Origin of the sequence: Dyadobacter sp. CY323 (genome assembly GCF_021390245.1) — a bacterium.
Lineage (GTDB): Bacteria > Bacteroidota > Bacteroidia > Cytophagales > Spirosomataceae > Dyadobacter.
Genome location: NZ_JAJUXH010000002.1, coordinates 353,732 through 378,522 on the forward strand (window position 1 = coordinate 353,732; position 24,791 = coordinate 378,522).

Genomic DNA, 24,791 nt, shown 5'->3' on the forward strand with positions numbered 1-24,791 from the left:
TTTATTTAGTAGCCTTTTTCTTGTTCGCGATTGTCTTGCGTTTACCCTTACGAGTACGAGAGTTATTCTTAGTTCTTTGACCACGCAATGGCAATCCTTTACGATGTCTAAGACCCCTGTAACAAGCGATGTCCATTAAGCGCTTAATGCTTAACTGAACCTCAGATTTAAGAGCCCCTTCCACTTTGTATTCACCAGAAATAACAGCACGGATTGCTCCCGACTCTTCGTCTGTCCAATCAAGCACCTTTTTATCTAGATCCACACCAGCCTTATCCAGAATCTTTTTTGCAGAACTACGTCCTATTCCGAAAATGTACGTTAATGAGATCTCGCCTCTTTTGCGATCTGGAATATCTACTCCTGAAATACGTGCCATAATGATTAACCTTGTCTTTGTTTATACCGTGGGTTCTTCTTATTAATTACATATACCTTCCCCTTACGGCGTATAACTTTGCAGTCCTCACTGCGCTTTTTAACGGATGCTTTGACCTTCATCTGATTGTTCGTATGATTTAATAAAAGGTGATCAACTCCTTACTTGTATCTATAGGTAATTCTAGCCTTAGATAAGTCATAAGGAGACATTTCTAACTTTACACGGTCGCCCGGTAATATCTTTATATAGTGCATCCTCATCTTCCCTGAAATATGAGCAATCACTTCGTGCTTATTCTCTAATACAACCCGAAACATTGCGTTTGACAAAGCTTCGAGAATTACTCCGTCTTGTTCGATTGATGCTTGTTTTGCCATTCGTAGCGTTTAATTACTTTACTTCAACCATAAGGCTGGTGTTGGCCGTCACTTTCTCTATATAATCGAATGTTGTCAGAATTTCCGGTCTACCTTTTCTCACCACAACCGTATGCTCAAAATGAGCAGAATATTTTCTGTCACTGGTTCTGATGGTCCAACCATCTCTCTCCTGCATTACAGACTTAGAACCCAAATTTATCATTGGCTCAATTGCCAAAACCATTCCTTCACGCAACCTAATTCCCTTACCTCTTTTACCATAATTCGGAACTTCTGGCCCTTCATGCAAATCTTTCCCGACACCATGTCCAACCAACTCCCTCACTACAGTATAACCTCTCTCCTCTACAAAACTTTGAATTGAATGCCCAATATCACCAATCCTTTGGCCATCAATTGCCTGGTCTATACCCTTGTAAAGAGACTTTTTAGTAGCAGAAAGCAAATCCATTACCTCAGCAGAGACTTCTCCTACAGGATAAGTATAGGCACTATCACTATGAAATCCATTTAACTTAACCCCACAATCAATTGAGACAATATCACCATCTTTCAATACATATCCCCCTGGAATGCCATGTACAACTACCTCATTAACTGATATACAAAGTGACGCGGGAAACTTATTAAACCCCTTAAAAGACGGTATTCCACCAAAATCTCTTATATATTCTTCTGCAACAATGTCAAGCTTTTTAGTCGTAATACCAGGTTTAACCCAAGTAGCTACTTCTCCATGAGCTTTGCCGAGAACCTGTGCACTGTCTTTAATGAGGCTTATTTCCTCTTCTGTCTTGAGGTATATCATCTTTAATCAGATAGCAACGCTCTCTGTTCTTCCTTTAACACGACCAGATTTCATCAACCCTTCATACCTTCTCATAAGCAGATAGCTCTCAACTTGTTGCAACGTGTCAAGAACAACGCCAACCATAATCAACAAAGACGTTCCACCAAAAAAGTGGGCAAAATCCGTTGATACACCTAGTAAACTCGCAAACGCTGGTAGAGTGGCAACAACAGCAAGCATCAGAGAACCTGGAAAAGTGATTCTATCTAATACAGAACTAATATATTCTGACGTTTGCTGACCCGGCTTAACTCCCGGAATAAAGCCACCTCCTCTTTTCATATCATCAGCAATCTGTTGTGGATTTACTGAAATGGCGGTATAGAAAAAGGTGAAGACAATGATAAGCACCGCGAACAACAAGTTATATTGCCAGGTAGTATAATTCGCAAATATCGTCGCTACATTACTCGCAAAATCGCTTTTCTCTGCAAAATAAGATGCACCAAGTGACGGAATAAACATCAAAGCCTGAGCGAAAATGATTGGCATTACGCCAGCAGCATTCAACTTTAAAGGCAAATACTGACGTTGCCCACCCATCACCCTAGTACCTACTACTTGCTTTGCATACTGGATAGGAATTCTTCTGACTGCCTGCGTTAACATTACTGCCCCCATTATAACAAAATACAGAGCAACAATCTCTAGGACGAACAACAAAATTCCTCCACTACCTCTTGAAACAAACTCCTTATAAATAGCACCAGGAAATCTTGAAACAATACCAATCATTATAAGCATTGAAATTCCATTTCCGATTCCCTTGTCTGTTATTCTCTCACCCAACCACATACAAAACATAGTTCCAGCCGTAAGAACAAAAACAGACGAAATGGAGAATAAACTTCTGGTAACTAACAAGGCTTCATCTGGTACAGTCGTGTTTAAATATGCTGTACCCTGGACTAATGTGACAACTATTGTAAGAACCCTCGTAATCTGGTTTAATTTTTTACGACCTGATTCTCCCTCTTTTTGCATTTTCTGAAAGTAAGGCAGAGCCATTGTCAGAAGCTGAATCGCAATCGAAGCTGAGATGTAAGGCATTATCCCCAATGCAAAAATTGAAGCCTTACTAAAAGCTCCTCCCAAAAAGGTATCCAGCAGTCCTAATAGACCTTGGGAAGACACATTCATTTGATCGGGTTCAACACCCGGCAAAGCCACGTAAGACCCCAAACGGAATATTGTTATAAACAAAAGAGTGTTGAGAATACGTGTTCTCAACTCCTCAATTGCAAATATGTGTTTTATCGTCTCTAAGAATCGTTTCATTATGTGGGCTTACATTAACCAGTCGAGCAATTGGTGACTAGTAAATTTATAACTTAACCGCTTTACCACCGACCTTTTCAATCGATTCAGCCGCAGCCGCTGAAAATCCATGAGCATGAATTTCGATAGCAACTGAAATATCACCTCGGTTAAGAATCTTCACAAGGTCATTTTTTGCGCACAAACCGTGTTCGCTTATCATCTGTAATGTTATAACCTTCTCACCAATCTTTTCTGAAAGAGACTGAATGTCATCAAGGTTAAGTGCTTTATACTCAACTCTGTTAATATTGTTAAAGCCGAATTTTGGCAACCTTCTTTGAAGTGGCATCTGCCCTCCTTCAAAACCTGGTTTACGACTATATCCAGAACGTGATTGAGCACCTTTGTGACCACGAGCAGATGTTCCTCCCCTTCCAGAGCCCTGACCTCGTCCAACCCGCTTTCCCACTTTAACAGAGCCAGCAGCTGGTTTTAATGAACTAAGATTCATACTATTGTATCTATTAAATTTCTTCGATTCTAACCAAATGACTCACCTTGCGGATCATGCCCGCAATAGCGTCACTATTTTCCTTTTCAACTGACCTGTTAATCTTACCCAGACCCAGCGCTTTAATAGTAAGCTTTTGTCTTTCTGGACGATCAATTGTGCTCTTAACTTGTGTAATACGTACTTTTGACATGATTACTTTCGGATAAAAATAAGCCGACAGGCTTACCCATTGAAAACTTTTTCGAGTTTAACTCCCCGCTGAAAGGCAACCTGATGTGGAGCTCTCATCTTCAAAAGAGCATCAATAGTAGCCTTAATTACGTTGTGAGGATTGGAAGATCCTTTAGACTTCGCTAATACGTCCCTAATTCCAGCACTTTCTAAAACGGCACGCATTGGCCCCCCAGCAAGTACACCCGTTCCAGGAGCAGCTGGTTTAATCAAAACGAATCCACCACTAAACTTGCCCTCCATTTGATGAGGAACCGTATGTTTCAGCATTGGAATCTGAATAAGGTTCTTTTTTGCATCATCAATGCCTTTTGCAATTGCGTCAGTAACCTCATTGGCTTTTCCTAGGCCATACCCAACCACCCCATTTCCGTCACCGACAACAACAATAGCAGAGAAACTAAAACGGCGACCACCTTTTACAACTTTCGCTACCCGATTGATTGCAACAACGCGCTCTTTCAAGTCTGATTCATTGACCTTTGAAGGTCTTGTATTTGTAGACATAGTCTTTGATATACTTAGAATTTCAGGCCACCCTCACGAGCTCCTTCGGCCAATGCTTTTACTTTACCATGATATAAATATCCATTCCGATCAAAAACCACCGCTTGGATACCCGCTTCCTGCGCCTTTTCAGCAATCTTCTTTCCAACTTGAAGAGCTGCTTCCACATTCGAATTTTCCTTTCTTCCACCTAAATCCACAGATGATGCACTGGCTAATGTTACACCACTAATATCATCTATAATTTGTGCGTAAATACTTGTATTCGAACGAAAAACTGATAGTCTTGGACGCTCGGTACTACCCTTCACCCGCTTACGAATATGAAGTTTAAGGCGTTGTCTTCTGTCTGCTTTTGCGTTAGCCATTTTAAATCTTATCTAACTTTATTAATAATCTTATACAACGTGGTTGAGGATTACTTCTTAGAAGCAGATTTACCTGCCTTACGACGAACTACCTCGCCGACGAACCGTATACCTTTACCTTTATATGGTTCCACTTGACGTAGCGATTTAATCTTCGCAGCAACAGAACCTATTAATTCCTTATCAATACCTTCCAAAATAACTTTAGGATTTTGACCTTTCTCAGAAGTTGTTGTTAACTTAATCTCTTCTGGAATGGCCATGAAAATATTGTGCGAATAGCCTAGCTGTAATTCAAGCACATTATTAGCTGCGCTCGCTTTATAACCTACTCCAATAATCTCCAACTCCTTTTTATATCCTGTTCCAACTCCTATAACCATATTGTTTATGAGAGACCGGTACAAACCATGCAGTGCCTTATGACGTTTCTGCTCAGTAGGCCTCTTAACCTTCAATTCACTGCCTTCAACCTCTACAATAATATCTGTATCAACAGCTTGATAGAGAGTTCCTTTTGGCCCTTTGACCGAGACAACATTATCCTCTGCAATCGAAACAGAAACATCTGCTGGCAAAACGATAATTTTATTTCCTATTCGTGACATTTCCTGAATAACTTTAAAATATTAATACACGAAACATAACACCTCACCACCAACATTAAGTGTTTTAGCTTCTTTATCAGTCATTACTCCCTTAGAAGTAGAAATAATTACTGTTCCTAAACCGCCTAAAACTCGTGGTAATGTTGATGAACCTGAATATTTCCGCAGTCCAGGCTTACTAACCCTCTCCAATTTGACAATTGCAGATTGCTTTGTCACAGGATTATATTTCAAAGCGATTTTAATAGTTCCTTGTGGGCCTATTTCATCAAATTTATAACTTTGAATATACCCTTTATCAAAAAGTACTTTTGTAATTTCTTTTTTTATGTTGGATGCAGGTATCTCAACAACCCTGTGCTTCGCCTTGATGGCGTTTCTGAGTCTCGTCAGATAGTCTGCTATGGGATCCGTTAACATTTTTGTGCCTAGTTTAAACACCCCTTTCAAATGGGAGTGCAAAGTTAAGTAATTGAAATCAGAATTGAAAGTATTCCTACCAACTTGATTTTGTAACTCCTGGAATCTTTCCATCAGAAGCCATATCTCGGAAAAGAACTCTCGAAATTCCGAATTTCCGCATATACCCGCGGGGTCTCCCCGTGATCTTACACCTATTATGAAGACGAACAGGAGAAGAATTGCGTGGTAATTTGTCTAAACCAACCCAGTCTTCGGCAGCTTTCAACTTCTTACGCTTTTCAGCATATTTAGTCACCAATTCTTGCCTTTTTCTCTCTCTTGCTTTAACTGATTCTTTTGCCATTGTTGGTAAATAATCTTAAGTAATGTCCTTATTTATTCGCGTTGGTGAAAGGCATCCCCAAAGCTTTTAGCAGTTCATAACTTTCTTCATCCGAATTGGTAGAAGTTACAAACGTAATATCCATCCCAGTAATCTTGTTCACCTTCTCAATACTAATTTCTGGAAATATGATCTGCTCCTTTACACCAAAAGTATAATTCCCACGCCCGTCAAAGCCCTTATCGCTAATTCCCTTGAAATCCCTTACACGAGGCATGGCAATAGAAGTAAGCCGATCCAAGAATTCATACATCTTATCACCACGTAATGTTACTTTTGCGCCGATCGGCATATTCTCACGTAACTTGAAATTAGAAACCGCTTTCTTAGAAATCGTTGCGATTGCTTTTTGACCAGTGATCAACCCTAATTCTTCAACACCGGTATCAACCAATTTCTTATCTGAAACCGCAGCACCGATTCCTTTATTGATAACAATCTTTGTTAACCGAGGAACCTGCATGCTAGACTTGTATTGAAACTTTCCTTTTAACTGCGAAACAACTTCGCTCAGATACTTTTGCTTTAATCTTGGCTGTGCCATTTTTTCTATGATTATGTGGATTACCGACCCACTTATTAGTCTATATTAACCGATAGATTATAAGAACTCTCCTGTCTTTTTAGAAAAACGCTGTAACTTACCTTTATCATTAGCTTTACGCCCTGTCCTGGTTGCTTCACCCGTCTTAGGGTCAACAACCATAAGGTTGCTTATATGAATTGCTCCTTCGAGTTTTTCGATGCTACCTTGTGGGTTTTGAGCATTTGGTTTAACATGCTTCGTGATCATGTTTACGCCTTCTACTGTTGCTCTTAATTTCTCAACAAGCACTTTTTTAATTACTCCCGACTCACCCTTTGCGTTACCAGAAATAACTTTTACCATATCGCCTTTGCGCAAATGCAACTTAGATGGCGCCTTCTTATGTTTAACTTCCATTGGTATTCTTAATTACAGTTTAAAGAAATACTTAAGCTTGAATTTCTTATAACACTTCCGGAGCCAAAGATACAATCTTCATAAACTGCTTTTCACGCAGTTCCCTTGCAACAGGTCCGAAAATACGAGTACCCCGTGGTTCGTCATTGTTATTTAATAAAACTGCCGCATTATCTTCAAACCTGATATAGGTACCATCTTTACGCCGTACTTCCTTTTTAGTCCGTACAACCACGGCTTTTGAAACCGTTCCCTTTTTCATATTGCTCGAAGACAGAGCCGCCTTCACCGTCACTACGATCTTATCGCCAACTGATGCATAACGTTTCCCGGTTCCGCCTAAAACACGGATTACAAGTACTTCTTTTGCACCACTGTTATCTGCTACTGACAGTCTTGATTCTTGCTGTACCATGATTACTTCGCTCTTTCAAGGATTTCTACTAGTCTCCAACGCTTATTTTTGCTCAGCGGGCGAGTTTCAGATACTCGGATTGTATCTCCAATACCAACCTGATTTATCTCGTCATGTACCATAAGCTTGGTAGTTTTAGTCATAAACTTACCGTACTTGGCATGCTTCACCTTCCGTTCAACGGTGATCACACAGGATTTCTCCATTTTGTTGCTCACCACTTTACCAACTCTTTCTTTGCGTAAATTTCTTTCTGTTGCCTCCATAGTTCTAAACTGATTTACTGTTGGATAGATTTAGCCGACAGCTCGGTTAAGAGTCTTGCAATTTCCTTACGTGAGGCGCGAATACGCAAAGGGTTTTCAATCGGAGAAATAGCATGAGCAAATTTCAACCGGAGTAAGCGCTCTCTCTCTTGGGCGATCTGCTCTTTAAGCTGATCTTGCGAAAGATTCTTTATTTCTTTACTAGTCATTGCTTTAAATAATTAGTGTTCTTAATACATTCGGGGTTAGCCCTATTCCTGGTAATCCCGACGCACCACGAACTTGGTTTTAATTGGCAACTTCTGTGCAGCCAAACGCAATGCTTCATTGGCGGTATCCAGTGCAACACCTGTTGCTTCAAATATGATCGTTCCAGGCTTTACGGGAGCAACCCAATACTCAGGGGCACCTTTACCTTTACCCATACGAACCTCTGCAGGTTTCTTGGTAATAGGCTTGTCCGGAAAAACACGGATCCAAACCTGGCCCTCGCGCTTCATAGCACGTGTTACAGAGATACGAGCTGCTTCAATTTGGCGTGCCGTCAACCAACCTGGTTCGAGCGCCTTAATGGCAAACGACCCAAAAGCGATTTCATGTCCACGAGTAGCCAAACCGTTATATGAACCTTTTCCCTTTTGCTGCTTGCGAAATTTTGTTCTTTTCGGCTGTAACATGATTCTAATCTATTGAACCGGCATCATCACCGGAAATGTCTGATTACTTCTTCTTATTCTTATTTCTTTTGCGACGATCCGCTTCGCTTCCACCACCAGCACCTTCGCTACGTGGAGCTCCATCGTTCCCTCTACCGCCTCTGCGATCTCCTCGTCCGCCTCTGTCATTTCCACCCCGGTCGTTTCCGGAAGAAGCACTTCTATCAGCTCTGTCAGAAGCAGCAGTTGCCGCGCTGGGCGTCAAATCACGCTTCCCATACAACTCCCCTTTAAAGATCCATACCTTAATACCAATCTTTCCGTAAATTGTCTGAGCTTCTGAAATAGCATAATCGATATCTGCTCTTAATGTATGCAGAGGAATTCGCCCTTCCTTATACTCTTCAGTACGAGCCATTTCAGCACCACCAAGACGCCCCGCCAAACGAATTTTAATCCCCTGGGTTCCTACCCGCATAGCCGAAGCGATTGACTGCTTCATAGCTCTCCGGTAAGAAATACGAGCTTGCAATTGCTGAGCGATTGCCTCACCTACTAGTTTAGCATCAATTTCAGGACGTTTAATTTCGTAGATGTTAATTTGAACATCCTTTCCTGTAATTTTCTTTAACTCTTCTTTAATCTTATCAACTTCGCTACCACCTTTACCAATAACGATTCCCGGGCGAGCGGTATGAATAGTTAATGTAATGCGTTTTAAAGTACGTTCGATAACCACTTTAGATATCGATCCTTTCGGGATACGAGCCTTAATGTAATTACGGATTTTCTCGTCCTCCACTAACTTGTCAGAAAAGTCCTTTCCTCCATACCAACTTGACTCCCAACCTCTAACAATTCCTAGTCTCAGACCTATAGGATTAACCTTTTGTCCCATTCGATATAGATCGTTTACTTATGATTCGGTGATTACTGATTCCTTATCTGCACCCAACGTAGAAACCGATGCATCGTCAATCACAATTGTAATATGATTAGATCGTTTACGAATTCTATGTGCTCTTCCCTGCGGAGCAGGGCGTAAACGCTTCAACATGCGCCCACCGTCTATAAATACGGTTTTGACAATAAGATCAGCGTCTTCCAATTTTGCGTCTTCATTCAATTGCTGCCAATTAGCAACCGCAGAAAGTAAAACTTTATGCAAAATCGGTGAAGATGCTCTCGGTTGAAATTTCAAAAGTGCCAACGCTTTGCTGACCTTTTGTCCGCGAATCATGTCGGCTACTAATCTCATCTTCCGAGGAGAGGTAGGCACATCTTTTAATATAGCTCTTGCTTCCATGTTCTTTCAGATATAGGCTCGCCCTATTACAGACTAGCTATCGTCGACTAATTATTTTCTACCTTTATCCTTTTTCGCAGTGTGCCCACGGAAGTTACGAGTAGGAGAAAACTCTCCCAGCTTGTGACCTACCATATTCTCAGTTACATATACAGGAATAAACTTATTACCATTATGTACCGCGAATGTATGTCCGATGAAATCGGGAGATATCATTGAGCGTCGAGACCAAGTTTTGATCACTGACTTACGAGAAGCGCTGTTCATTACAGTCACCTTATTCTCAAGACGAAAATCGATATATGGTCCTTTTTTTAATGAGCGTGCCATTTTTACTATTATTTTTTACGACGGCTTATAATCAATTTCTCAGAATGCTTGTTGCGGTCACGTGTTTTTAAACCTTTCGCAAACTGTCCGTTTCTCGAACGAGGCTGACCGCCTGACGAACGGCCTTCACCACCACCCATAGGGTGATCAACCGGGTTCATTGCAACACCACGAACACGTGGACGACGGCCTAACCATCTTCTGCGACCTGCCTTTCCTAAGGCTACATTCATATGACTTGCATTAGACACTGTCCCAACCGTAGCGATACAAGTTGAAAGAATCATTCGCATCTCACCAGAGGGCATCTTCAAAACTGCATATTTGGTTTCCCTGGCTACCAGCTGGGCATATGCTCCTGCACTCCTAGCAAATTGACCACCCTTTCCAGGAGTCAACTCAACGTTGTGAACGATTGTACCAATCGGCATTGCACTCAGCGGAAGCGCATTTCCCACTTCTGGGGCAACCGAATTTCCTGAAACAATAACTTGTCCTACCTTCAGTCCATTTGGAGCAATGATGTACCTCTTTTCGTTATCCTCAAACTGTACAAGAGCTATACGCGCTGAACGATTTGGATCATATTCAATTGAAAGTACTGTGGCTGGCGCATCGAAACGATTTCTTTTGAAATCAATAATCCGATATTTTCTTTTATGCCCACCACCAATATATCGCATGGTCATGTGCCCCTGGCTATTACGACCACCTGTTCTCTTGATGGGTTCCAGTAGACTTTTCTCAGGCTTCGCAGTAGTGATCTCCTCAAAAGTAGGAGCAGAGCGAAAACGCTGACCAGCACTTGTCGGTTTTAATTTTTTAACTGCCATTTGCTATTAACTCGTCAAAGATTTGAATCAATCAACTATTCTATGCTTCACCGTAAATATCGATGATTTCACCTTCCGCTACTGTTATAATAGCTTTCTTGATAGTTGACGTTTTTCCACTTACAAATTTCCCCCCCGAAGTCCGGGACTTGCTTTTTCCAATGCTACGCATTGTGTGAACGCTTTCTACGGTAACCCCGAACAGTTTTTCAATAGCTTTTTTTATTTCAACCTTGTTTGCAACAAGAGAAACTTCGAAAGCATATTTACCTTGACCACCCTGAGCCGTTACCTTTTCAGTAATTATCGGACGTTTCAGTACACTCATTGTTATTTGTTCAATTGGGTTTCCAAAATAGATAGCGCAGATTCACTTATCAAAAGACGGTCAGCATACATCAGATCGTACGTATTGATAGAATCAACCGTTGTTACTTTCGCTTTTGGGATATTACGACTTGATAGGTACACATTACTGTCAACTGCTGACAATATAAGCAACGTCTTTGTATTCACTAATGAAAGTGAATTCAACACATTCAAGTAAGACTTAGTCCTTGGGGCATCAAATGTGAAAGCTTCTAAAATAGAAATCGCATCAGATTGAGCCTTTGCAGAAAAAGCAGACCTACGAGCTAAAACTTTAACCTTTTTATTGATTTTAAAACCGTAGTCACGTGGCCGTGGTCCAAAAATACGACCACCACCTATGAACACCGGAGATTTAATGCTACCAGCACGGGCTCCACCGGTTCCTTTTTGACGTTTGATTTTACGAGTAGAGTGATTAATCTCTGCACGTTCTTTTGATTTGTGCGTTCCCTGACGTTGGTTAGCCAAGTACAACTTCACATCGAGATAGATCGCGTGCGTGTTAGGTTCGATGCCAAAAATTTCTTCAGACACACTTACCTTCTTGCCGGTATCTTCTCCTTGTATATTTAATACGGACAGTTCCATCGTGCTACTTCTCAATGATTAGAAATGAATTCTTTGAACCAGGTACTGAGCCACTAACAACCAAAAGGTTCTGCTCAGGGATCACTTTCAGAATACGTAAATTCTGAATTTTTACACGATTGTTACCCATGCGTCCACCCATACGAATGCCTTTAAATACACGTGATGGGAATGAACAAGCACCAATCGAACCTGGGTGACGCGCTCTGTTGTGCTGACCGTGAGTCTGGCCACCTACCCCTGCGAAACCATGGCGCTTTACAACACCTTGAAAACCGCGGCCTTTGGCAGAACCAACAACGTCAACAAACTCGCCTTCTTCAAAGATATCCGTAACAGATAATGAAGTTCCAAGTTCATGCTCCACTTCAAATTCCTTAAACTCAACAACCTTTTGCTTAGGAGTTGTGTTGGCTTTTTTGAAGTGACCAATCATAGGCTGGGAAGAGCTCTTTTCCTTCTTTTCACCAAAACCTAATTGGATAGCTTTATAGCCATCCTTTTCTTCGGACCTAACTTGTGTAACAACACAAGGACCAGCTTGAATCACAGTACATGCCAGAGCCTGCCCGTCAGCATTGTACAAACTAGTCATTCCGATTTTCTTACCAATTAAACCAGACATGTTTTGAAATTAAATTAGCAGGTAAAACCCTTATTCTTTAAAACGGACTGCAAAGGTAGGAAATCAAATTCCAGTATCCAAACAGTTATTTAATATTTCTCACTGATAATCAGCAAAAAAGGTCAGATGATTTGAACCATCTGACCTCTAAATCTGATCACAATTAAACTGCACTGAAATATGCATACGTTCAATCACTTTCACGAGCTCAGATGTGGTTTCCTTAAAAGGACCTTCATCCAATTTTATGTAAATGGCCTAATCTAATAAGCCGCTTTCACTAAACTTTAATCTCTACATCAACACCGCTTGGCAATTCAAGCTTCATCAGCGCATCAACCGTTTTTGCACTTGTAGAGAAAATATCTACCAAACGTTTGTAAGTACAAAGCTGGAATTGTTCACGTGACTTCTTGTTAACGTGTGGAGAACGAAGAACAGTGAATTTCTCAGTTTTAGTTGGCAAAGGAATTGGACCGCTAACGATTGCACCAGTTGCCTTTACAGCTTTAACAATTTTCTCAGCTGACTTATCAACCAGATTGTGGTCGAAAGAGCGAAGTTTGATTCGGATTTTTTGATTCATTTTGCTTTATTATTTCCGGTTCTGAGAACATTTGAACGAAACAAGTTTCGACAATCCACCAGCGAAAGAACCATTTACTTCGCAAGCTTCTATATAAAAATGATCCGTTATCTATTTTACAGATAGCGGATCATTTCATTTATGCTTTAACTAAACCTTTTGCTTTTTCAATTACAGTTTCCGCAATGTTATTAGGAACAATCTCGTAGTAAGCGAATGTCAAAGAAGCAGTTGCGCGACCCGATGACATTGTACGAAGATCAGTTACGTATCCGAACAATTCAGACAAAGGAACATCACATTTGATAACCTGCGCACCATTACGCGAATCCATTCCTCTCATCACACCACGACGACGGTTTAGGTCACCAGTGATTGGTCCTGTGTACTCGTCAGGCGTAAGCACTTCAACGTGCATAATTGGCTCCATCAATTTCGAACCTGCATGACGCGCAGCTTCTTTGAAACCGATTTTCGCTGCAAGTTCAAATGATAGTGCGTCTGAATCGACATCGTGGAAAGATCCGTGGAAAATACGCACTTTCATAGAATCCAAAGGATATCCTGCAAGCGCACCATTTGACATGGACGCTTCGAAACCTTTCTGGATCGGAGCGATAAACTCACGAGGAATAGTACCACCAACAATCTGATTTACAAATTGCAAACCTGTTTTTGGTTCTTTTCCTTCTTCGTTATCATCACGTGGTCCGATTTCAAATACGATATCGGCAAATTTACCACGACCACCTGTTTGTTTCTTGTAAACTTCGCGGTGCTCATAGTTCTTCGTAAGAATCTCTTTGTAAGCAACCTGAGGAGCTCCTTGATTTACTTCTACTTTGAATTCACGACGCATACGGTCGATGATAATTTCAAGGTGAAGCTCACCCATTCCTTTAATGATCGTTTGACCAGTTTCTTCGTTACTTTCAACCTGCAACGTAGGGTCTTCTTCGATCAATTTTGTAATTGCCTTAGAAAAGTTATCGCTGTCAGCCGCTTTCTTAGGCTCAATTGCATAACCAATTACCGGCTCAGGGAACACCATTGATTCAAGAATAATTGGATTCTTTTCATCAGATAATGTATCTCCCGTTTTGATATCTTTAAATCCTACAACAGCTCCAATGTCACCTGCTTCAAGACGATCAATTTGATTTTGCTTGTTAGCGTGCATTTGGAAAATACGAGAAATACGTTCTTTATTTCCTGAACGGTTGTTCAAAACGTAAGAGCCTGAATCAAGATATCCTGAGTAAGAACGGATAAAGCAAAGACGTCCTACATAAGGGTCCGTTGCAATTTTAAATGCCAATGCGCAGAAAGGATCTGAGTCCGTTGGTTGACGAGAAATTTCATTTCCTGTACGAGGATCAGTTCCGATTATGCTTTCACGATCTTGTGGTGAAGGCAAAATAGCCATCACGTAATCAAGCATCGTTTGAACACCTTTATTTTTGAAAGAAGAGCCGCAAACCATAGGAACGATTTTCATGCTGATCGTTGCTGCACGCAAAGCCGCAAGAATTTCGTCTTCTGAAATAGAAGCTGGATCTTCAAAATATTTTTCCATCAAAGTGTCGTCGAATTCGGCAACAGCTTCAAGTAATTTCTCTCTCCACTCAGTTGCTTCTTCAAGCATATCATCAGGAATAGGAACTTCTCTAAAAGTCATTCCTTTGTCTTCTTCATTCCATTCGATACCACGGAAGTTAACCAAGTCAACTACACCTCTAAATGTATCTTCAGCACCGATGGGCAATTGAAGAGGAACAGCGTAGCTTCCAAGCATTTCTTTCACCTGCGTACAAACTTTCAAGAAGTCTGCACCAGAACGGTCCATTTTATTTACGAAACCGATACGAGCTACATTATAGTTGTTAGCCAGACGCCAGTTCGTTTCAGACTGAGGCTCAACACCATCAACTGCACTAAAAAGGAATACAAGACCATCCAATACACGAAGAGAACGGTTTACTTCAACTGTAAAGTCAACGTGTCCCGGTGTATCAATAATGTTGATATGATATTTCTCACCACGATAATTCCAATCAACCGTTGTTGCAGCGGATGTAATGGTAATACCACGCTCCTGCTCCTGCTCCATCCAGTCCATTGTAGCAGCACCATCATGCACTTCTCCAATTTTGTGGCTTACCCCTGCGTAGTAAAGGATACGCTCCGTTGTGGTTGTCTTACCGGCATCAATGTGCGCAGCAATACCAATGTTTCTTGTTAATCTTAGATCACGTGCCATGACTGATGGTGATGTGTTATTTTATATTCAATGTGCAATTCACTCTGAAGCAATTTGAATCACAGAAGGCCCATACAAATGCACTACTTCCAAAAATTCAGAGCGCAAAAGTACAAATTGGTGATTATAAAAACAATTCTGAACACGTTAAATTTTGGTAAAATCTAAAATAAAAATCGGAAGCTCGGGAACCCGAACTTCCGATCTATAAAGATCTCTTTAGATTCTAGAATCTAAAGTGTGAGAACGCCTTGTTGGCATCTGCCATACGGTGCGTGTCATCTTTCTTCTTAACTGCAGCTCCTTCACCTTTTGCAGCAGCGATGATTTCTCCCGCCAAGCGGTCAACCATTGTCTTTTCACCACGTTTGCGGGAATAGTTGATCAACCATTTCATACCTAATGACTGCTTACGCTCCGGACGAACTTCCGTCGGAACCTGGAAAGTAGCTCCACCAACGCGGCGGCTCTTAACTTCCACAGAAGGAGTTACATTATTCAAAGCCTTTTTCCATGTTTCAAGACCACTTTCGCTGGTTTTTTTCTCAACCAATTCCAATGCGTCATAGAAGATAGTAAATGCAATGCTTTTCTTTCCTTCGTACATCAGGTTATTTACAAATTTTGTAACCTGAACATCCCTGAACTTAGGATCAGGAAGGATATATCTTTTCTTTGGTTTCGACTTTCTCATTTTAGCTTAATGTTTTACACGAGGTTTCGTTTTGCAACTTATTCACCCTGGCTTCCCAGGATTACTTCCCTTTTATCAGATTTTTAATTACTTAATAAAAGCAGAGAGAGTTACTTTTTATTTTTTCTTACCTTTTGTCGGTGCAGCCGCAACTTGTCCTGGTTTTGGACGCTTAGCACCATATTTCGAACGACGTTGCTTACGTCCGTTCACACCTGCAGTATCCAATGCACCACGAATAATGTGGTAACGAACACCTGGAAGATCTTTTACACGACCACCACGAATCAATACGATCGAGTGCTCCTGTAGGTTGTGGCCTTCACCTGGAATGTAGGCATTCACCTCTTTGTTGTTGGAAAGACGAACACGCGCAACTTTACGAAGGGCTGAGTTCGGTTTCTTTGGCGTAGTTGTGTACACCCTGGTGCACACACCCCTCCGCTGGGGGCAGGAATCCAAAGCCGGAGACTTTGATTTCCATGTAATGGTCTCTCTACCTTTACGGACTAATTGTGAAATAGTTGGCATTTAACAAATTGATTTTGATCTGGTTAGCAAACCAGTCTATTGTTATGTAAACAGTTTTCCCGAAAAATCGGACTGCAAAAGTAAAAGACTTCCATTGATTTCCAAAATGTTACTGCATCATTTTTCCGGGAACAACCATTTGATGTTTAATGTGATCCTCAGTTTTGGCGTTACAAACAATAATCACCATTATGCGTATCCCATGTTGTTTTGGCCTAAATATTGGTACTTTAAAGTCATTATTATCCTGAAAACAGATCTAAGAAAAATCTGAGCCCACAATATCCAGAATTTTATTTCCGAACGTTGTTTATTAGTATTGTTTTTCCAAACCCAATGTGCGCGTCGAAACGTTTGATTTTACATTTTACATTATGAAACTTCTGAGGAGTTATTGTACCCTGGCGATCTGTCTTTCTACGATCATATTATATCTATCCAGCTGCAATTCGGCGATGCAGGCATTTAAAGATGGACAAAAGAAATTTGCCAACGGCGAATACGATCTTGCTATAAAAGGATTTCAGAAGGCTGCTGAGGAAAATTACGAGCCGGTTCAGACTAATTATCTGATCGCGGAGTCTTATCGCCTCTCGAACCGTTTCAAAGAAGCCATTCCCTACTATAAAAATGCATTGGATGGCGGCCTGGCTAATCCGGATGCAAAATTCCAATATGCATATGCTTTGAAAACGAATGGCCAGTATGAAGAAGCATCAGCGCAATTTGCCGCGTTTGCAAAAGATACCAGCTCCAACCAGAATTTGCAGGAACGCGCTTTAAGGGAGGTTGAGATCCTGAGGATTGCCGATCGTTTAAAAACTGAGAAAATGGAGGTATCTATTAAGGATGTCCCTTTAAACACCGCCAATTCTGAGTTCTCACCCGCGATTTTAGGAAATGAACTGATCTTCTCTTCATCAAAAAAAGAAAAAGTTTACAAAAACAATGGACAGGCAATGCTAGGCCTATATAAAGTGGCTATTGCAGAGGATGCCGGAAATACGCAAGGAAACCCGGTATTGTTTAGCCAGGAGATCTTCGATGCTGATGCAAACGAAGGTTCTCCTGCGTTTTCCCCGGATGGGAAGACGCTTGTTTTTGCCCGGGGAAACACTGGCAAGAAGAAAGGTACTGCGGATGTTGATCTATATATGAGCAGAAATATTAATGGACAATGGACTGCGCCTGCTATTCTGCCAATTAATGATTCATTGGCCTGGGATGGTTCTCCTGCTTTTTCCAGAGATGGGAAAACACTTTACTTTGCCTCGAACCGGCCAGGGGGTGCAGGTGGAATTGACATTTATCGCACCAACATGGACGCTTCTGGACGATTCAGCAAACCTGTCAACATGGGACGGGATATTAATACAGCCGGGGATGAGATGTTTCCGTATGTAGCGGAAGGTGGTAAACTTTACTTTGCATCGGATGGTCATCCTGGTCTCGGCAAACTGGATCTTTTTTCCGCTACAAGAAGTCAGGGCGTTATTTCCATTGAAAATATGGGGCTTCCATTCAATAGTCCCCAGGACGATTTTGGTCTCGTGTTTTATCAAAATTTGAAAAAAGGTTTCTTTTCCTCCAACCGGGAAGGGGGTAAGGGGGACGACGACATTTATTATTTCGCGGCTCCCGAAGACCCGGATACTACGTCGATTGCCAGAAACAGCGACCCAAATGATCCGCTCAATCCAAATAATCCGAATTACATCAATGGCAAACCGAAAGTAGTAAGGTACTTTCTGGCAGGAAATGTGATCGCCACTGGACAAAACGGGATTCCTATCGATTCGGCCGTAGTTCATATCTTGCCTGATACCTCGGATACTCAGATAAGCGAGCTATCAACAAACTCAGAAGGAAAATTCGGTAAACAACCGGTTGAAGAAGGAAAATCATACAGTCTTTTGGTTCAAAGGAAAGGGTACATCAGCAAAAGAGAGCCGTTTTCCATGAATGGTCGCTCGATACCACCTATTTTCCTGGCGAAAGAGTTGACGGATACAACGTTTAATGTAACGATCAAACTCGACAGACTTGAACTGAATAAGACTTTCGTTCTTGAAAACATTTATTACGATTTGAACAAATACAATATCCGGTCTGATGCTGCGATTGAGCTTGATAAACTGGTACAGATCTTGAAAGATAATCCAACAATGAAGATTGAATTGAGTTCGCACACGGATGCACGCGCAACAGATGCGTATAACATGACTTTGTCTCAAAACAGGGCCGAGTCAGCGGTTAATTACCTGAATACAAAAGGAATAGATGCCGACAGGATGGTCGCGAAAGGTTATGGAGAGAGAGAGCTCATTATCCCGAATGCAAAAACAGAGGAAGAGCATCAGCGAAATCGCCGGACAGAATTTACGATCCTAAGTTATTAAGTCAGTTACCTTCTGAAAGCCGGTTCACGACAAGTTGTGAACCGGCTTTTTTTATGCTTCCCTGCCCCGATTTCGTATTATTGCATTTTTTTCCAACAATACATTTACAACGATTTCAATTAATGGCTCAACGCATTATTTACTGGTTTCGAAATGATTTACGTCTAAACGACAATGACGCATTGTTAGCGGCAGTCAACTCGTCCGAGGAGATTGTCCCGGTATATGTTTTCGATCCCAGGCAATTTGAAAATACGAAATTAAAATTCAGAAGAACCGGTGCATTAAGGGCTAAATTTTTGATCGAGTCCGTCGCTGAACTGAGAAACCGGTTGCGGCAAAAAGGCGGAGAGCTGCTGATCCGCATTGGAGAACCAGAGAAGATTGTCGCACAGATCGCAGAAGATTACAGTGCACAATACGTCTACACCAGCAAAGAAATCGGGCCGGAGGAAACCAGGATCGAATCGTCGCTGAGCAAAAACCTGAAAATTTTCAACGTTGACATCAAGCTTTTCTGGATGGACACATTGGTTCATGCAATGGATTTGCCTTTTCCAATATCCAAACTTCCCGCATCTTATAATGATTTCGATCCGCAGATTAGAAAAAATTTGACTGTGAAGGAGGTATCTGCCGAGCCTTTAAAGATTACCCTACCGTCAGAATATGAAGCAGGCGCAATACCGTCACTTCCCGCACTGGGAATTGACCCGATCGAAATCTCTAAGTCCGATCAAACGAATTTACATCCTGCGGGCGGTGAATCAGCCGCACTTTCGGCACTTACTGATTATTTGGGGCAGTTAAATAATGCATATTCTGAATCAGAACCATTAACGGATTCGCGTTTGTCAGATTGGCTTTCACTTGGATGTCTGTCGGCCAGATTCATTTATCACGAAGCTTTAAAAAGTCGGAATGGCGAGTTTCAAAACTTAATTGATGACCTTTTAAAAAGGGATTATTTCCAATGGATCTTGCTTCGGTACGGTCCACGGATATTTAAATTAAGTGGCGTAAAACATGATTTTTCGACACAATGGGCAAAAGACCAAACCGTCTTTGACTCATGGGCTCATGGAGAAACCACGGATATTGAATTAAATAAGTGCATGAAAATGCTAAAAGCAAATGGTTTCATAACTGCGAGGGAACGTCAATTCGCAGCCGATTATCTTGTCAATAACCTTCGGACCAACTGGACATGGGGAGCGATGTTTTTCGAAAGCTGTTTACTGGATTATGAAGTGTCCGTAAATTGGGGCAAATGGAATAACATCGCCGGTGTTGGTCATGACTAGGAATGTTTTTGTCTTAAAACCCCTCATCCAGGCCATTTTGGAGATAACATCTGCCATTCGCCGGTTATGTAGTTTTTCCTGAAGATTTTGCTAGCTTTGGACAACTTTGAACCACATTCATTAACTCTAAACTGAATATAAAATGTCAAAAGGACTGATTGCAGTTATCGTCGTAGTTCTCATTCTGGGATTCGTTGGCTGCGGTAAATATAATGGCCTGGTAGGTAAAGATGAAGTCGTAAAAGAATCGTGGGCAAAGGTAGAAAGCCAGTATCAGCGTCGGGCTGATTTGATCCCGAACCTTGTAAGTACAGTAAAAGGTGCCGCTGATTTCGAAAAAAGTACGCTAACCGCCGTCATCGAGGCGCGTAGCAAGGCAACTCAAACTACCATTAATGCCGATCAGCTCACTCCTGAAAATATCGCTAAATTCCAGGCAGCTCAGGATCAGGTAAGTAGCTCTCTTTCCAGACTTTTGGTAACTGTTGAAGCATATCCGAATCTAAAAGCAAACCAGAACTTCCTTGAACTTCAGGCGCAATTAGAAGGCACCGAAAACCGGATAGGTGTAGCAAGAAACGACTTTAATACCGTAGTTAAAGACTACAACCAGGAGGTACGCACCTTCCCTACCAATCTTTTCGCTGGTGTTTTCGGCTTTTCTCAGAAAGGCTATTTCACAGCAGCGGCTGGTTCTGAAAAAGCCCCATCCGTACAATTCTAGTCTCTCCAATGGTTTCCCGCTCACATCGGGAAACCATTTTTTTGACTCTTCCTGTCTCATAATCCAGCAAGCAATGGCAAGTGAACCACTTTTTTTTACAGAAGAGCAACAGCAGAAAATCATTCTTGCTATTCAGGAAGCCGAAAAGCAGACATCGGGAGAAGTTAAAGTCCACATCGAAAAAACGTGTCCTGTCAAAGATGTAATGGAAAGGGCAAAAGAAGTTTTCCTTTTTCTGCATCTGCACGAAACGGCGCAACGAAACGGTGTGCTCTTTTACCTGGCTCACGAGGACCACAAATTTGCGGTACTGGGAGACAAAGGAATCGATGAAAAAGTGCCGGCTGATTTCTGGAACAGTACAAAAGATCTTCTTCGCCAATATTTCTCAAAGGGACAATTTACCGAAGGTTTAAGCAAAGGAATTGAAGAAGCCGGAATTCAACTCAAAACACACTTCCCTTACAGCTCCAACGACATCAACGAACTTCCGGATGACATTTCGTTCGGACAATGAATGCTATGAAGAGATTCCTGATTTTCTCGGTTTTGCTGGCTCTTTCACTATTTCGTGTGTGGGCACAGGATATCCCGCCGAAACCCAATCCACCCCGCCTTGTTAACGATTTTGCGAAACAACTAAACGAAGGCGAAAAGGCACAACTGGAACAAAAACTGGTTGCTTACAATGACTCCACCTCTTCGCAAATCGTCATTGTAATCGTTCCGACAACCGGTGATTACCCAATTGCTGATTATGCATTTAAAATAGGGCGCGAATGGGGTGTTGGCCAGAAAGATAAAGACAACGGGATCGTACTTTTATGGGCTCCGACCGATCGGAAGATCTTTATCAGCACCGGGTATGGAATGGAAGGCGTTATTCCCGATGCCATTGCAAAAAGGATCATTTCACAAGTAATCACACCACGTTTCAAGGAAGGACAGTTTTATCAGGGATTGAACGACGGTGTCGATACAATCTTTAAATATGCAACCGGCGAGTACAAAGCAGATCCAAAAGATCCGAAAACAGATAAAGGCCGCGACGGCTCGTCCTCTCCATTCATCGGATTTGTGGTAGTTTTCATCATTATTATGATTATCATTTTCCGCAATCGCAACAGAGGGAACCGTGGTGGCGGAGGATTAGGAAACTTCGGAGGCCCGATATTCTTCCCATACACCACCCATTCTGGAGGGGGAAGTTCATCAGGTAACTGGGGCGGAGGATTTGGAGGTGGCAGCGGCGGTGGATTTGGGGGCTTTGGCGGCGGAAGTTTCGGCGGAGGCGGCGCAGGAGGCGATTATTGATCAGAATTTAGATTTCAAATTTCCACGAACTTATAGTTTTAAAAGCGATCAGGCTGCACGATATCACTTGCAGCCTGATCGCTTTTTTGGCTTACTACCCCACCTACTACGTATAGTAGTGGCATAGTTTTTGAACATATCCATTGAATTTTATCATTTAACCTAAACAATTCAAATGGAAAGGAAAAACAACACCGGACTTTTAGTTGGTTTAATTCTGATGACAATCATAGCTGCCGTTTTCGGCTATCTGTACTACAATGAACGCACACTTACTGCAAAGCAGGACACGGATCTTCAATCCCGGGTGAACGAACTCGCAAGTGCGGAGATCAAGCTGGATTCTATTTCAAAACAACTTGACGCGAGAATTGCCGAAGTTCAGGGTTTGGGGGGAGACATCGAAGAACTGCAAAAAGCCAAAGCCTCACTGGAAAGCGACCGGATCGCACTTCGTAAAGGCAATGCAAACATGAGCAAAAAGGTGAAGGAGTATGAAGACTTCCTGACCAAGAAAGATGTTGAAATCGCACAGTTAAGAGAAGAAAATCAGCAGCTGATCAGTCAGAACGAAACACTGGCCCAGGAAAAAACCGAACTGCAAACGACCAAACAAGCAATCAGCGATTCATTAAGTGGCGCAGTTGCTAAGAATACGGAACTGGAATCCAAGGTAACGATGGCTGCCGCATTACGGGCCCGAAACGTAAAAGTATATGCCGTTTCGTCAAAAGGTAAAGTCAGAGAGGGTGAGAATGTAAAGTCAAAACGGGTTGATAAAGTGCGTGTTGATTTTATTCTTGAAAAAAACCCGCTGACGATGGCCGATAATAAGACCATTTACCTCCGGATTATCGATCCAAGTGGCGCCACTATTTCTGATACCAAAACAGGTTCCGGAACCTTCGAATATAATGGCCAGGAGCAGGGTTACACCATTAGTAAAGATGTTGCCTATACCAACAACAACCAGGACGTAAGCATTCTATATGACCGTGATGCTGCTTTTACAAAAGGTACATACACCATTGAACTTTATTCCGAAGGTTTTTCCGTTGGCGAAGGAACATTTTCTGTAAAGTAATTACATTAAGTTTCAGTTTTTTACGCGGCAGCAGGGTGTTCAATCCTGCTGCCGCTTTTATTTTGGGATTATAGATATTTATTCATAATTCCTATCTTGTCAGTAAAATCATTGACAATTTCGCTGAATAACCAAATAAAACACTTCTCTTCTATGTCTGCACAAATATCACAGAAACATCCTACCGGCCTGTATGTCTTGTTTTTTGCCGAAATGTGGGAGCGGTTCAGTTACTATGGGATGCGGGCAATACTGCTGCTTTTTTTATTAGATAAAGTTCGGGGCGGAATAGGTATGACAGCTGCTGAAGGAGCGGCGATTTATGGGATTTACACCGCATCTGTCTACCTGCTGACGCTGCCTGGCGGCTGGCTCGCCGACAATATTCTCGGCCAGAAAAAAGCGATCTGGTATGGCGGGATCATTATAATGTGCGGACATATCATATTGGCCTTTCCGGCGGGAACGGCCATTTTCTTTTTAGGACTTACCACAGTTGCTGTGGGAACAGGTTTATTGAAACCCAATATCAGCTCGATCGTCGGAGAACTTTATCCCGAAGGCGGTGCGAGGCGAGATGCTGCATTCTCCATTTTTTATATGGGTATCAACCTGGGCTCCTTCCTTGGGATCGCCATTGTGGGCTATCTCGGCGAACGTGTCAGCTGGCATATGGGTTTCGGGGCTGCGGCAATCGGCATGTTACTTGGACTGATCGTATTCAAAATCGGCAGTGCCCGGCATTTAAGAGGAATGGGCGACGTGCCGCCGGCTAAAATCTCAACACCCGAAACTATTGCCCAATCTAGCAGTAATTCAAAACTTGGTTACGGACTTGTAGCTCTGCTGATCCTATTCCTGATCATTTTGCAGTACTCCGGCACCATCGATATGACAACCGCACAGGGCCTCGCAAAGGGTGCAGGTGTCATCATTGTGACTATTTCCGCATCCTATTTCCTTTACATATTAGTCGCCGGCGGGCTTACCCGCGTGGAACAATATCGGGTACTGGTACTCATTATCCTCTTTCTGGCAATCTCGCTTTTCTGGGCGGGTTATGAACAGGCCGGTACTTCATTACAAATTTTCGCAGAACGACATACCCAACGAATGATCGGCGGCTGGGAAGTACCTTCCAGCTGGTTTCAAAATTTCCAGCCAACATTTGTTCTCCTTTTCGCCCCGGTACTCGCAAGTCTCTGGATCTATCTCTCTTCACGAAATATGAACCCGTCGATCCCGGTCAAATTTGCTGCCGGGTTGATCCTACTAGGCCTCAGTTTCTTCGTGATGGTCGCTGCTTCCAATATCGCGATCAAAGGTGAGCTGGCATCGCCATTATTTCTGACATTCACTTATTTTCTCCATACCATCGGAGAACTATGCGTAAGTCCCGTTGGATTAAGCTCTTATACAAAACTAGCCCCGAAACGGTACGTCAGCCAGCTCATGGGGATATGGTTTGTGGGCGCCTCCCTCGGAAATCTGATCGCCGGAATATTTGCAGGCGGTTTTGATGAAGGAAATATCATGCAAATGCCCGCATTGTTCAATCAGGTAGCTCTGATTACGACCGCATTCGGCTTTGTACTGCTTATTTTCTGGAAGCCTATTAAAGGCTGGATGGGCGGGATCAGTTAGATTATCTATTTC

General features: G+C 42.1%; 36 protein-coding genes. 7 read left to right on the forward strand and 29 right to left on the reverse strand.

Annotated elements, in window-relative coordinates; genetic code table 11:
* Position 1: 1 nt before the first annotated feature.
* The 29 genes from rpsM to rpsL form a co-directional block, all read right to left on the reverse strand.
* Positions 2-379, reverse strand: a complete 378-nt coding sequence (rpsM, locus tag LZG72_RS04830) for a 30S ribosomal protein S13 (protein ID WP_233868237.1) — start codon at positions 377-379, stop codon at positions 2-4.
* Positions 380-384: 5 nt separating this feature from the next.
* The gene (ykgO, locus tag LZG72_RS04835) at positions 385-501 is read right to left on the reverse strand and encodes a type B 50S ribosomal protein L36 (protein ID WP_015813811.1); all 117 of its coding nucleotides are present in this window, start codon (positions 499-501) and stop codon (positions 385-387) included.
* A gap of 39 nt (positions 502-540) precedes the next feature.
* The gene (gene infA / locus LZG72_RS04840; protein ID WP_015813810.1) at positions 541-759 is read right to left on the reverse strand and encodes a translation initiation factor IF-1; all 219 of its coding nucleotides are present in this window, start codon (positions 757-759) and stop codon (positions 541-543) included.
* Between the two features lie 13 nt (positions 760-772).
* Positions 773-1,570, reverse strand: coding sequence for a type I methionyl aminopeptidase (gene map / locus LZG72_RS04845; RefSeq protein WP_233868240.1), 798 nt, complete (start codon positions 1,568-1,570; stop codon positions 773-775).
* Between the two features lie 6 nt (positions 1,571-1,576).
* The gene (secY, locus tag LZG72_RS04850) at positions 1,577-2,890 is read right to left on the reverse strand and encodes a preprotein translocase subunit SecY (protein WP_233868243.1); all 1,314 of its coding nucleotides are present in this window, start codon (positions 2,888-2,890) and stop codon (positions 1,577-1,579) included.
* A gap of 46 nt (positions 2,891-2,936) precedes the next feature.
* Positions 2,937-3,383, reverse strand: a complete 447-nt coding sequence (gene rplO, locus LZG72_RS04855) for a 50S ribosomal protein L15 (protein WP_233868246.1) — start codon at positions 3,381-3,383, stop codon at positions 2,937-2,939.
* Positions 3,384-3,396: 13 nt separating this feature from the next.
* Positions 3,397-3,576, reverse strand: a complete 180-nt coding sequence (gene rpmD / locus LZG72_RS04860) for a 50S ribosomal protein L30 (protein WP_233868250.1) — start codon at positions 3,574-3,576, stop codon at positions 3,397-3,399.
* A 32-nt stretch (positions 3,577-3,608) separates the two neighbouring features.
* Positions 3,609-4,124: a 30S ribosomal protein S5 gene (rpsE, locus tag LZG72_RS04865; RefSeq protein ID WP_233868254.1), complete on the reverse strand. Its 516-nt coding sequence runs from the start codon at positions 4,122-4,124 to the stop codon at positions 3,609-3,611.
* A gap of 14 nt (positions 4,125-4,138) precedes the next feature.
* Positions 4,139-4,492 (reverse strand): 50S ribosomal protein L18, encoded by a 354-nt coding sequence (gene rplR / locus LZG72_RS04870; protein ID WP_233868257.1) that lies wholly within the window; start codon positions 4,490-4,492, stop codon positions 4,139-4,141.
* A 50-nt stretch (positions 4,493-4,542) separates the two neighbouring features.
* On the reverse strand, positions 4,543-5,100 hold the full coding sequence (rplF, locus tag LZG72_RS04875; protein ID WP_233868260.1) for a 50S ribosomal protein L6: 558 nt from the start codon (positions 5,098-5,100) through the stop codon (positions 4,543-4,545).
* 21 nt (positions 5,101-5,121) lie between these two features.
* Positions 5,122-5,520, reverse strand: a complete 399-nt coding sequence (gene rpsH / locus LZG72_RS04880; protein ID WP_138480894.1) for a 30S ribosomal protein S8 — start codon at positions 5,518-5,520, stop codon at positions 5,122-5,124.
* Positions 5,521-5,596: 76 nt separating this feature from the next.
* Complete coding sequence (gene rpsN / locus LZG72_RS04885; protein ID WP_233868263.1) at positions 5,597-5,866, reverse strand: 30S ribosomal protein S14; 270 nt, start codon at positions 5,864-5,866, stop codon at positions 5,597-5,599.
* Between the two features lie 28 nt (positions 5,867-5,894).
* Complete coding sequence (rplE, locus tag LZG72_RS04890) at positions 5,895-6,449, reverse strand: 50S ribosomal protein L5 (RefSeq protein ID WP_233868265.1); 555 nt, start codon at positions 6,447-6,449, stop codon at positions 5,895-5,897.
* 57 nt (positions 6,450-6,506) lie between these two features.
* Positions 6,507-6,848, reverse strand: coding sequence for a 50S ribosomal protein L24 (gene rplX / locus LZG72_RS04895; protein ID WP_233868267.1), 342 nt, complete (start codon positions 6,846-6,848; stop codon positions 6,507-6,509).
* Between the two features lie 46 nt (positions 6,849-6,894).
* Positions 6,895-7,263: a 50S ribosomal protein L14 gene (rplN, locus tag LZG72_RS04900; protein ID WP_138365934.1), complete on the reverse strand. Its 369-nt coding sequence runs from the start codon at positions 7,261-7,263 to the stop codon at positions 6,895-6,897.
* Between the two features lie 2 nt (positions 7,264-7,265).
* Positions 7,266-7,529 (reverse strand): 30S ribosomal protein S17, encoded by a 264-nt coding sequence (gene rpsQ / locus LZG72_RS04905; RefSeq protein ID WP_233868269.1) that lies wholly within the window; start codon positions 7,527-7,529, stop codon positions 7,266-7,268.
* Positions 7,530-7,543: 14 nt separating this feature from the next.
* On the reverse strand, positions 7,544-7,738 hold the full coding sequence (gene rpmC / locus LZG72_RS04910; protein WP_233868272.1) for a 50S ribosomal protein L29: 195 nt from the start codon (positions 7,736-7,738) through the stop codon (positions 7,544-7,546).
* A gap of 42 nt (positions 7,739-7,780) precedes the next feature.
* Positions 7,781-8,206: a 50S ribosomal protein L16 gene (gene rplP, locus LZG72_RS04915; protein WP_138480884.1), complete on the reverse strand. Its 426-nt coding sequence runs from the start codon at positions 8,204-8,206 to the stop codon at positions 7,781-7,783.
* A 43-nt stretch (positions 8,207-8,249) separates the two neighbouring features.
* Positions 8,250-9,083: a 30S ribosomal protein S3 gene (gene rpsC / locus LZG72_RS04920; RefSeq protein ID WP_233868275.1), complete on the reverse strand. Its 834-nt coding sequence runs from the start codon at positions 9,081-9,083 to the stop codon at positions 8,250-8,252.
* An 18-nt stretch (positions 9,084-9,101) separates the two neighbouring features.
* Positions 9,102-9,491 (reverse strand): 50S ribosomal protein L22, encoded by a 390-nt coding sequence (rplV, locus tag LZG72_RS04925; protein ID WP_233868278.1) that lies wholly within the window; start codon positions 9,489-9,491, stop codon positions 9,102-9,104.
* Positions 9,492-9,542: 51 nt separating this feature from the next.
* On the reverse strand, positions 9,543-9,821 hold the full coding sequence (gene rpsS / locus LZG72_RS04930) for a 30S ribosomal protein S19 (RefSeq protein ID WP_026631233.1): 279 nt from the start codon (positions 9,819-9,821) through the stop codon (positions 9,543-9,545).
* Between the two features lie 8 nt (positions 9,822-9,829).
* The gene (gene rplB / locus LZG72_RS04935; RefSeq protein WP_233868281.1) at positions 9,830-10,654 is read right to left on the reverse strand and encodes a 50S ribosomal protein L2; all 825 of its coding nucleotides are present in this window, start codon (positions 10,652-10,654) and stop codon (positions 9,830-9,832) included.
* 40 nt (positions 10,655-10,694) lie between these two features.
* Positions 10,695-10,982, reverse strand: a complete 288-nt coding sequence (rplW, locus tag LZG72_RS04940; RefSeq protein WP_233868284.1) for a 50S ribosomal protein L23 — start codon at positions 10,980-10,982, stop codon at positions 10,695-10,697.
* A 2-nt stretch (positions 10,983-10,984) separates the two neighbouring features.
* Positions 10,985-11,614, reverse strand: a complete 630-nt coding sequence (gene rplD, locus LZG72_RS04945; protein WP_233868287.1) for a 50S ribosomal protein L4 — start codon at positions 11,612-11,614, stop codon at positions 10,985-10,987.
* A gap of 4 nt (positions 11,615-11,618) precedes the next feature.
* A complete protein-coding gene (gene rplC / locus LZG72_RS04950) occupies positions 11,619-12,239 on the reverse strand; it encodes a 50S ribosomal protein L3 (protein WP_233854311.1) in 621 nt (206 codons plus the stop codon).
* A gap of 280 nt (positions 12,240-12,519) precedes the next feature.
* On the reverse strand, positions 12,520-12,825 hold the full coding sequence (gene rpsJ / locus LZG72_RS04955) for a 30S ribosomal protein S10 (RefSeq protein WP_026631228.1): 306 nt from the start codon (positions 12,823-12,825) through the stop codon (positions 12,520-12,522).
* A gap of 139 nt (positions 12,826-12,964) precedes the next feature.
* On the reverse strand, positions 12,965-15,085 hold the full coding sequence (fusA, locus tag LZG72_RS04960) for an elongation factor G (RefSeq protein ID WP_233868290.1): 2,121 nt from the start codon (positions 15,083-15,085) through the stop codon (positions 12,965-12,967).
* Between the two features lie 226 nt (positions 15,086-15,311).
* Complete coding sequence (gene rpsG / locus LZG72_RS04965) at positions 15,312-15,779, reverse strand: 30S ribosomal protein S7 (protein ID WP_131961012.1); 468 nt, start codon at positions 15,777-15,779, stop codon at positions 15,312-15,314.
* Positions 15,780-15,896: 117 nt separating this feature from the next.
* Positions 15,897-16,310, reverse strand: coding sequence for a 30S ribosomal protein S12 (gene rpsL / locus LZG72_RS04970; protein WP_026631225.1), 414 nt, complete (start codon positions 16,308-16,310; stop codon positions 15,897-15,899).
* Positions 16,311-16,765: 455 nt separating this feature from the next.
* On the opposite strand from rpsL, the gene LZG72_RS04975 reads away from it, so the two are divergent.
* The 7 genes from LZG72_RS04975 to LZG72_RS05005 all read left to right on the forward strand — a co-directional run bounded on the left by LZG72_RS04975 (position 16,766) and on the right by LZG72_RS05005 (position 24,779).
* A complete protein-coding gene (locus tag LZG72_RS04975) occupies positions 16,766-18,709 on the forward strand; it encodes an OmpA family protein (protein ID WP_233868883.1) in 1,944 nt (647 codons plus the stop codon).
* 122 nt (positions 18,710-18,831) lie between these two features.
* The gene (locus LZG72_RS04980; RefSeq protein ID WP_233868293.1) at positions 18,832-20,013 is read left to right on the forward strand and encodes a deoxyribodipyrimidine photo-lyase; all 1,182 of its coding nucleotides are present in this window, start codon (positions 18,832-18,834) and stop codon (positions 20,011-20,013) included.
* Positions 20,014-20,155: 142 nt separating this feature from the next.
* Complete coding sequence (locus LZG72_RS04985; protein ID WP_233868296.1) at positions 20,156-20,737, forward strand: LemA family protein; 582 nt, start codon at positions 20,156-20,158, stop codon at positions 20,735-20,737.
* Between the two features lie 73 nt (positions 20,738-20,810).
* The gene (locus LZG72_RS04990) at positions 20,811-21,254 is read left to right on the forward strand and encodes a TPM domain-containing protein (RefSeq protein WP_233868299.1); all 444 of its coding nucleotides are present in this window, start codon (positions 20,811-20,813) and stop codon (positions 21,252-21,254) included.
* A 5-nt stretch (positions 21,255-21,259) separates the two neighbouring features.
* Positions 21,260-22,051, forward strand: coding sequence for a YgcG family protein (locus LZG72_RS04995; protein ID WP_233868302.1), 792 nt, complete (start codon positions 21,260-21,262; stop codon positions 22,049-22,051).
* Between the two features lie 175 nt (positions 22,052-22,226).
* Entirely contained in the window at positions 22,227-23,135 is a 909-nt protein-coding gene (locus tag LZG72_RS05000) for a hypothetical protein (RefSeq protein ID WP_233868305.1), read from the forward strand.
* A 153-nt stretch (positions 23,136-23,288) separates the two neighbouring features.
* A complete protein-coding gene (locus LZG72_RS05005) occupies positions 23,289-24,779 on the forward strand; it encodes a peptide MFS transporter (protein ID WP_233868308.1) in 1,491 nt (496 codons plus the stop codon).
* Positions 24,780-24,791 lie beyond the last annotated feature (12 nt).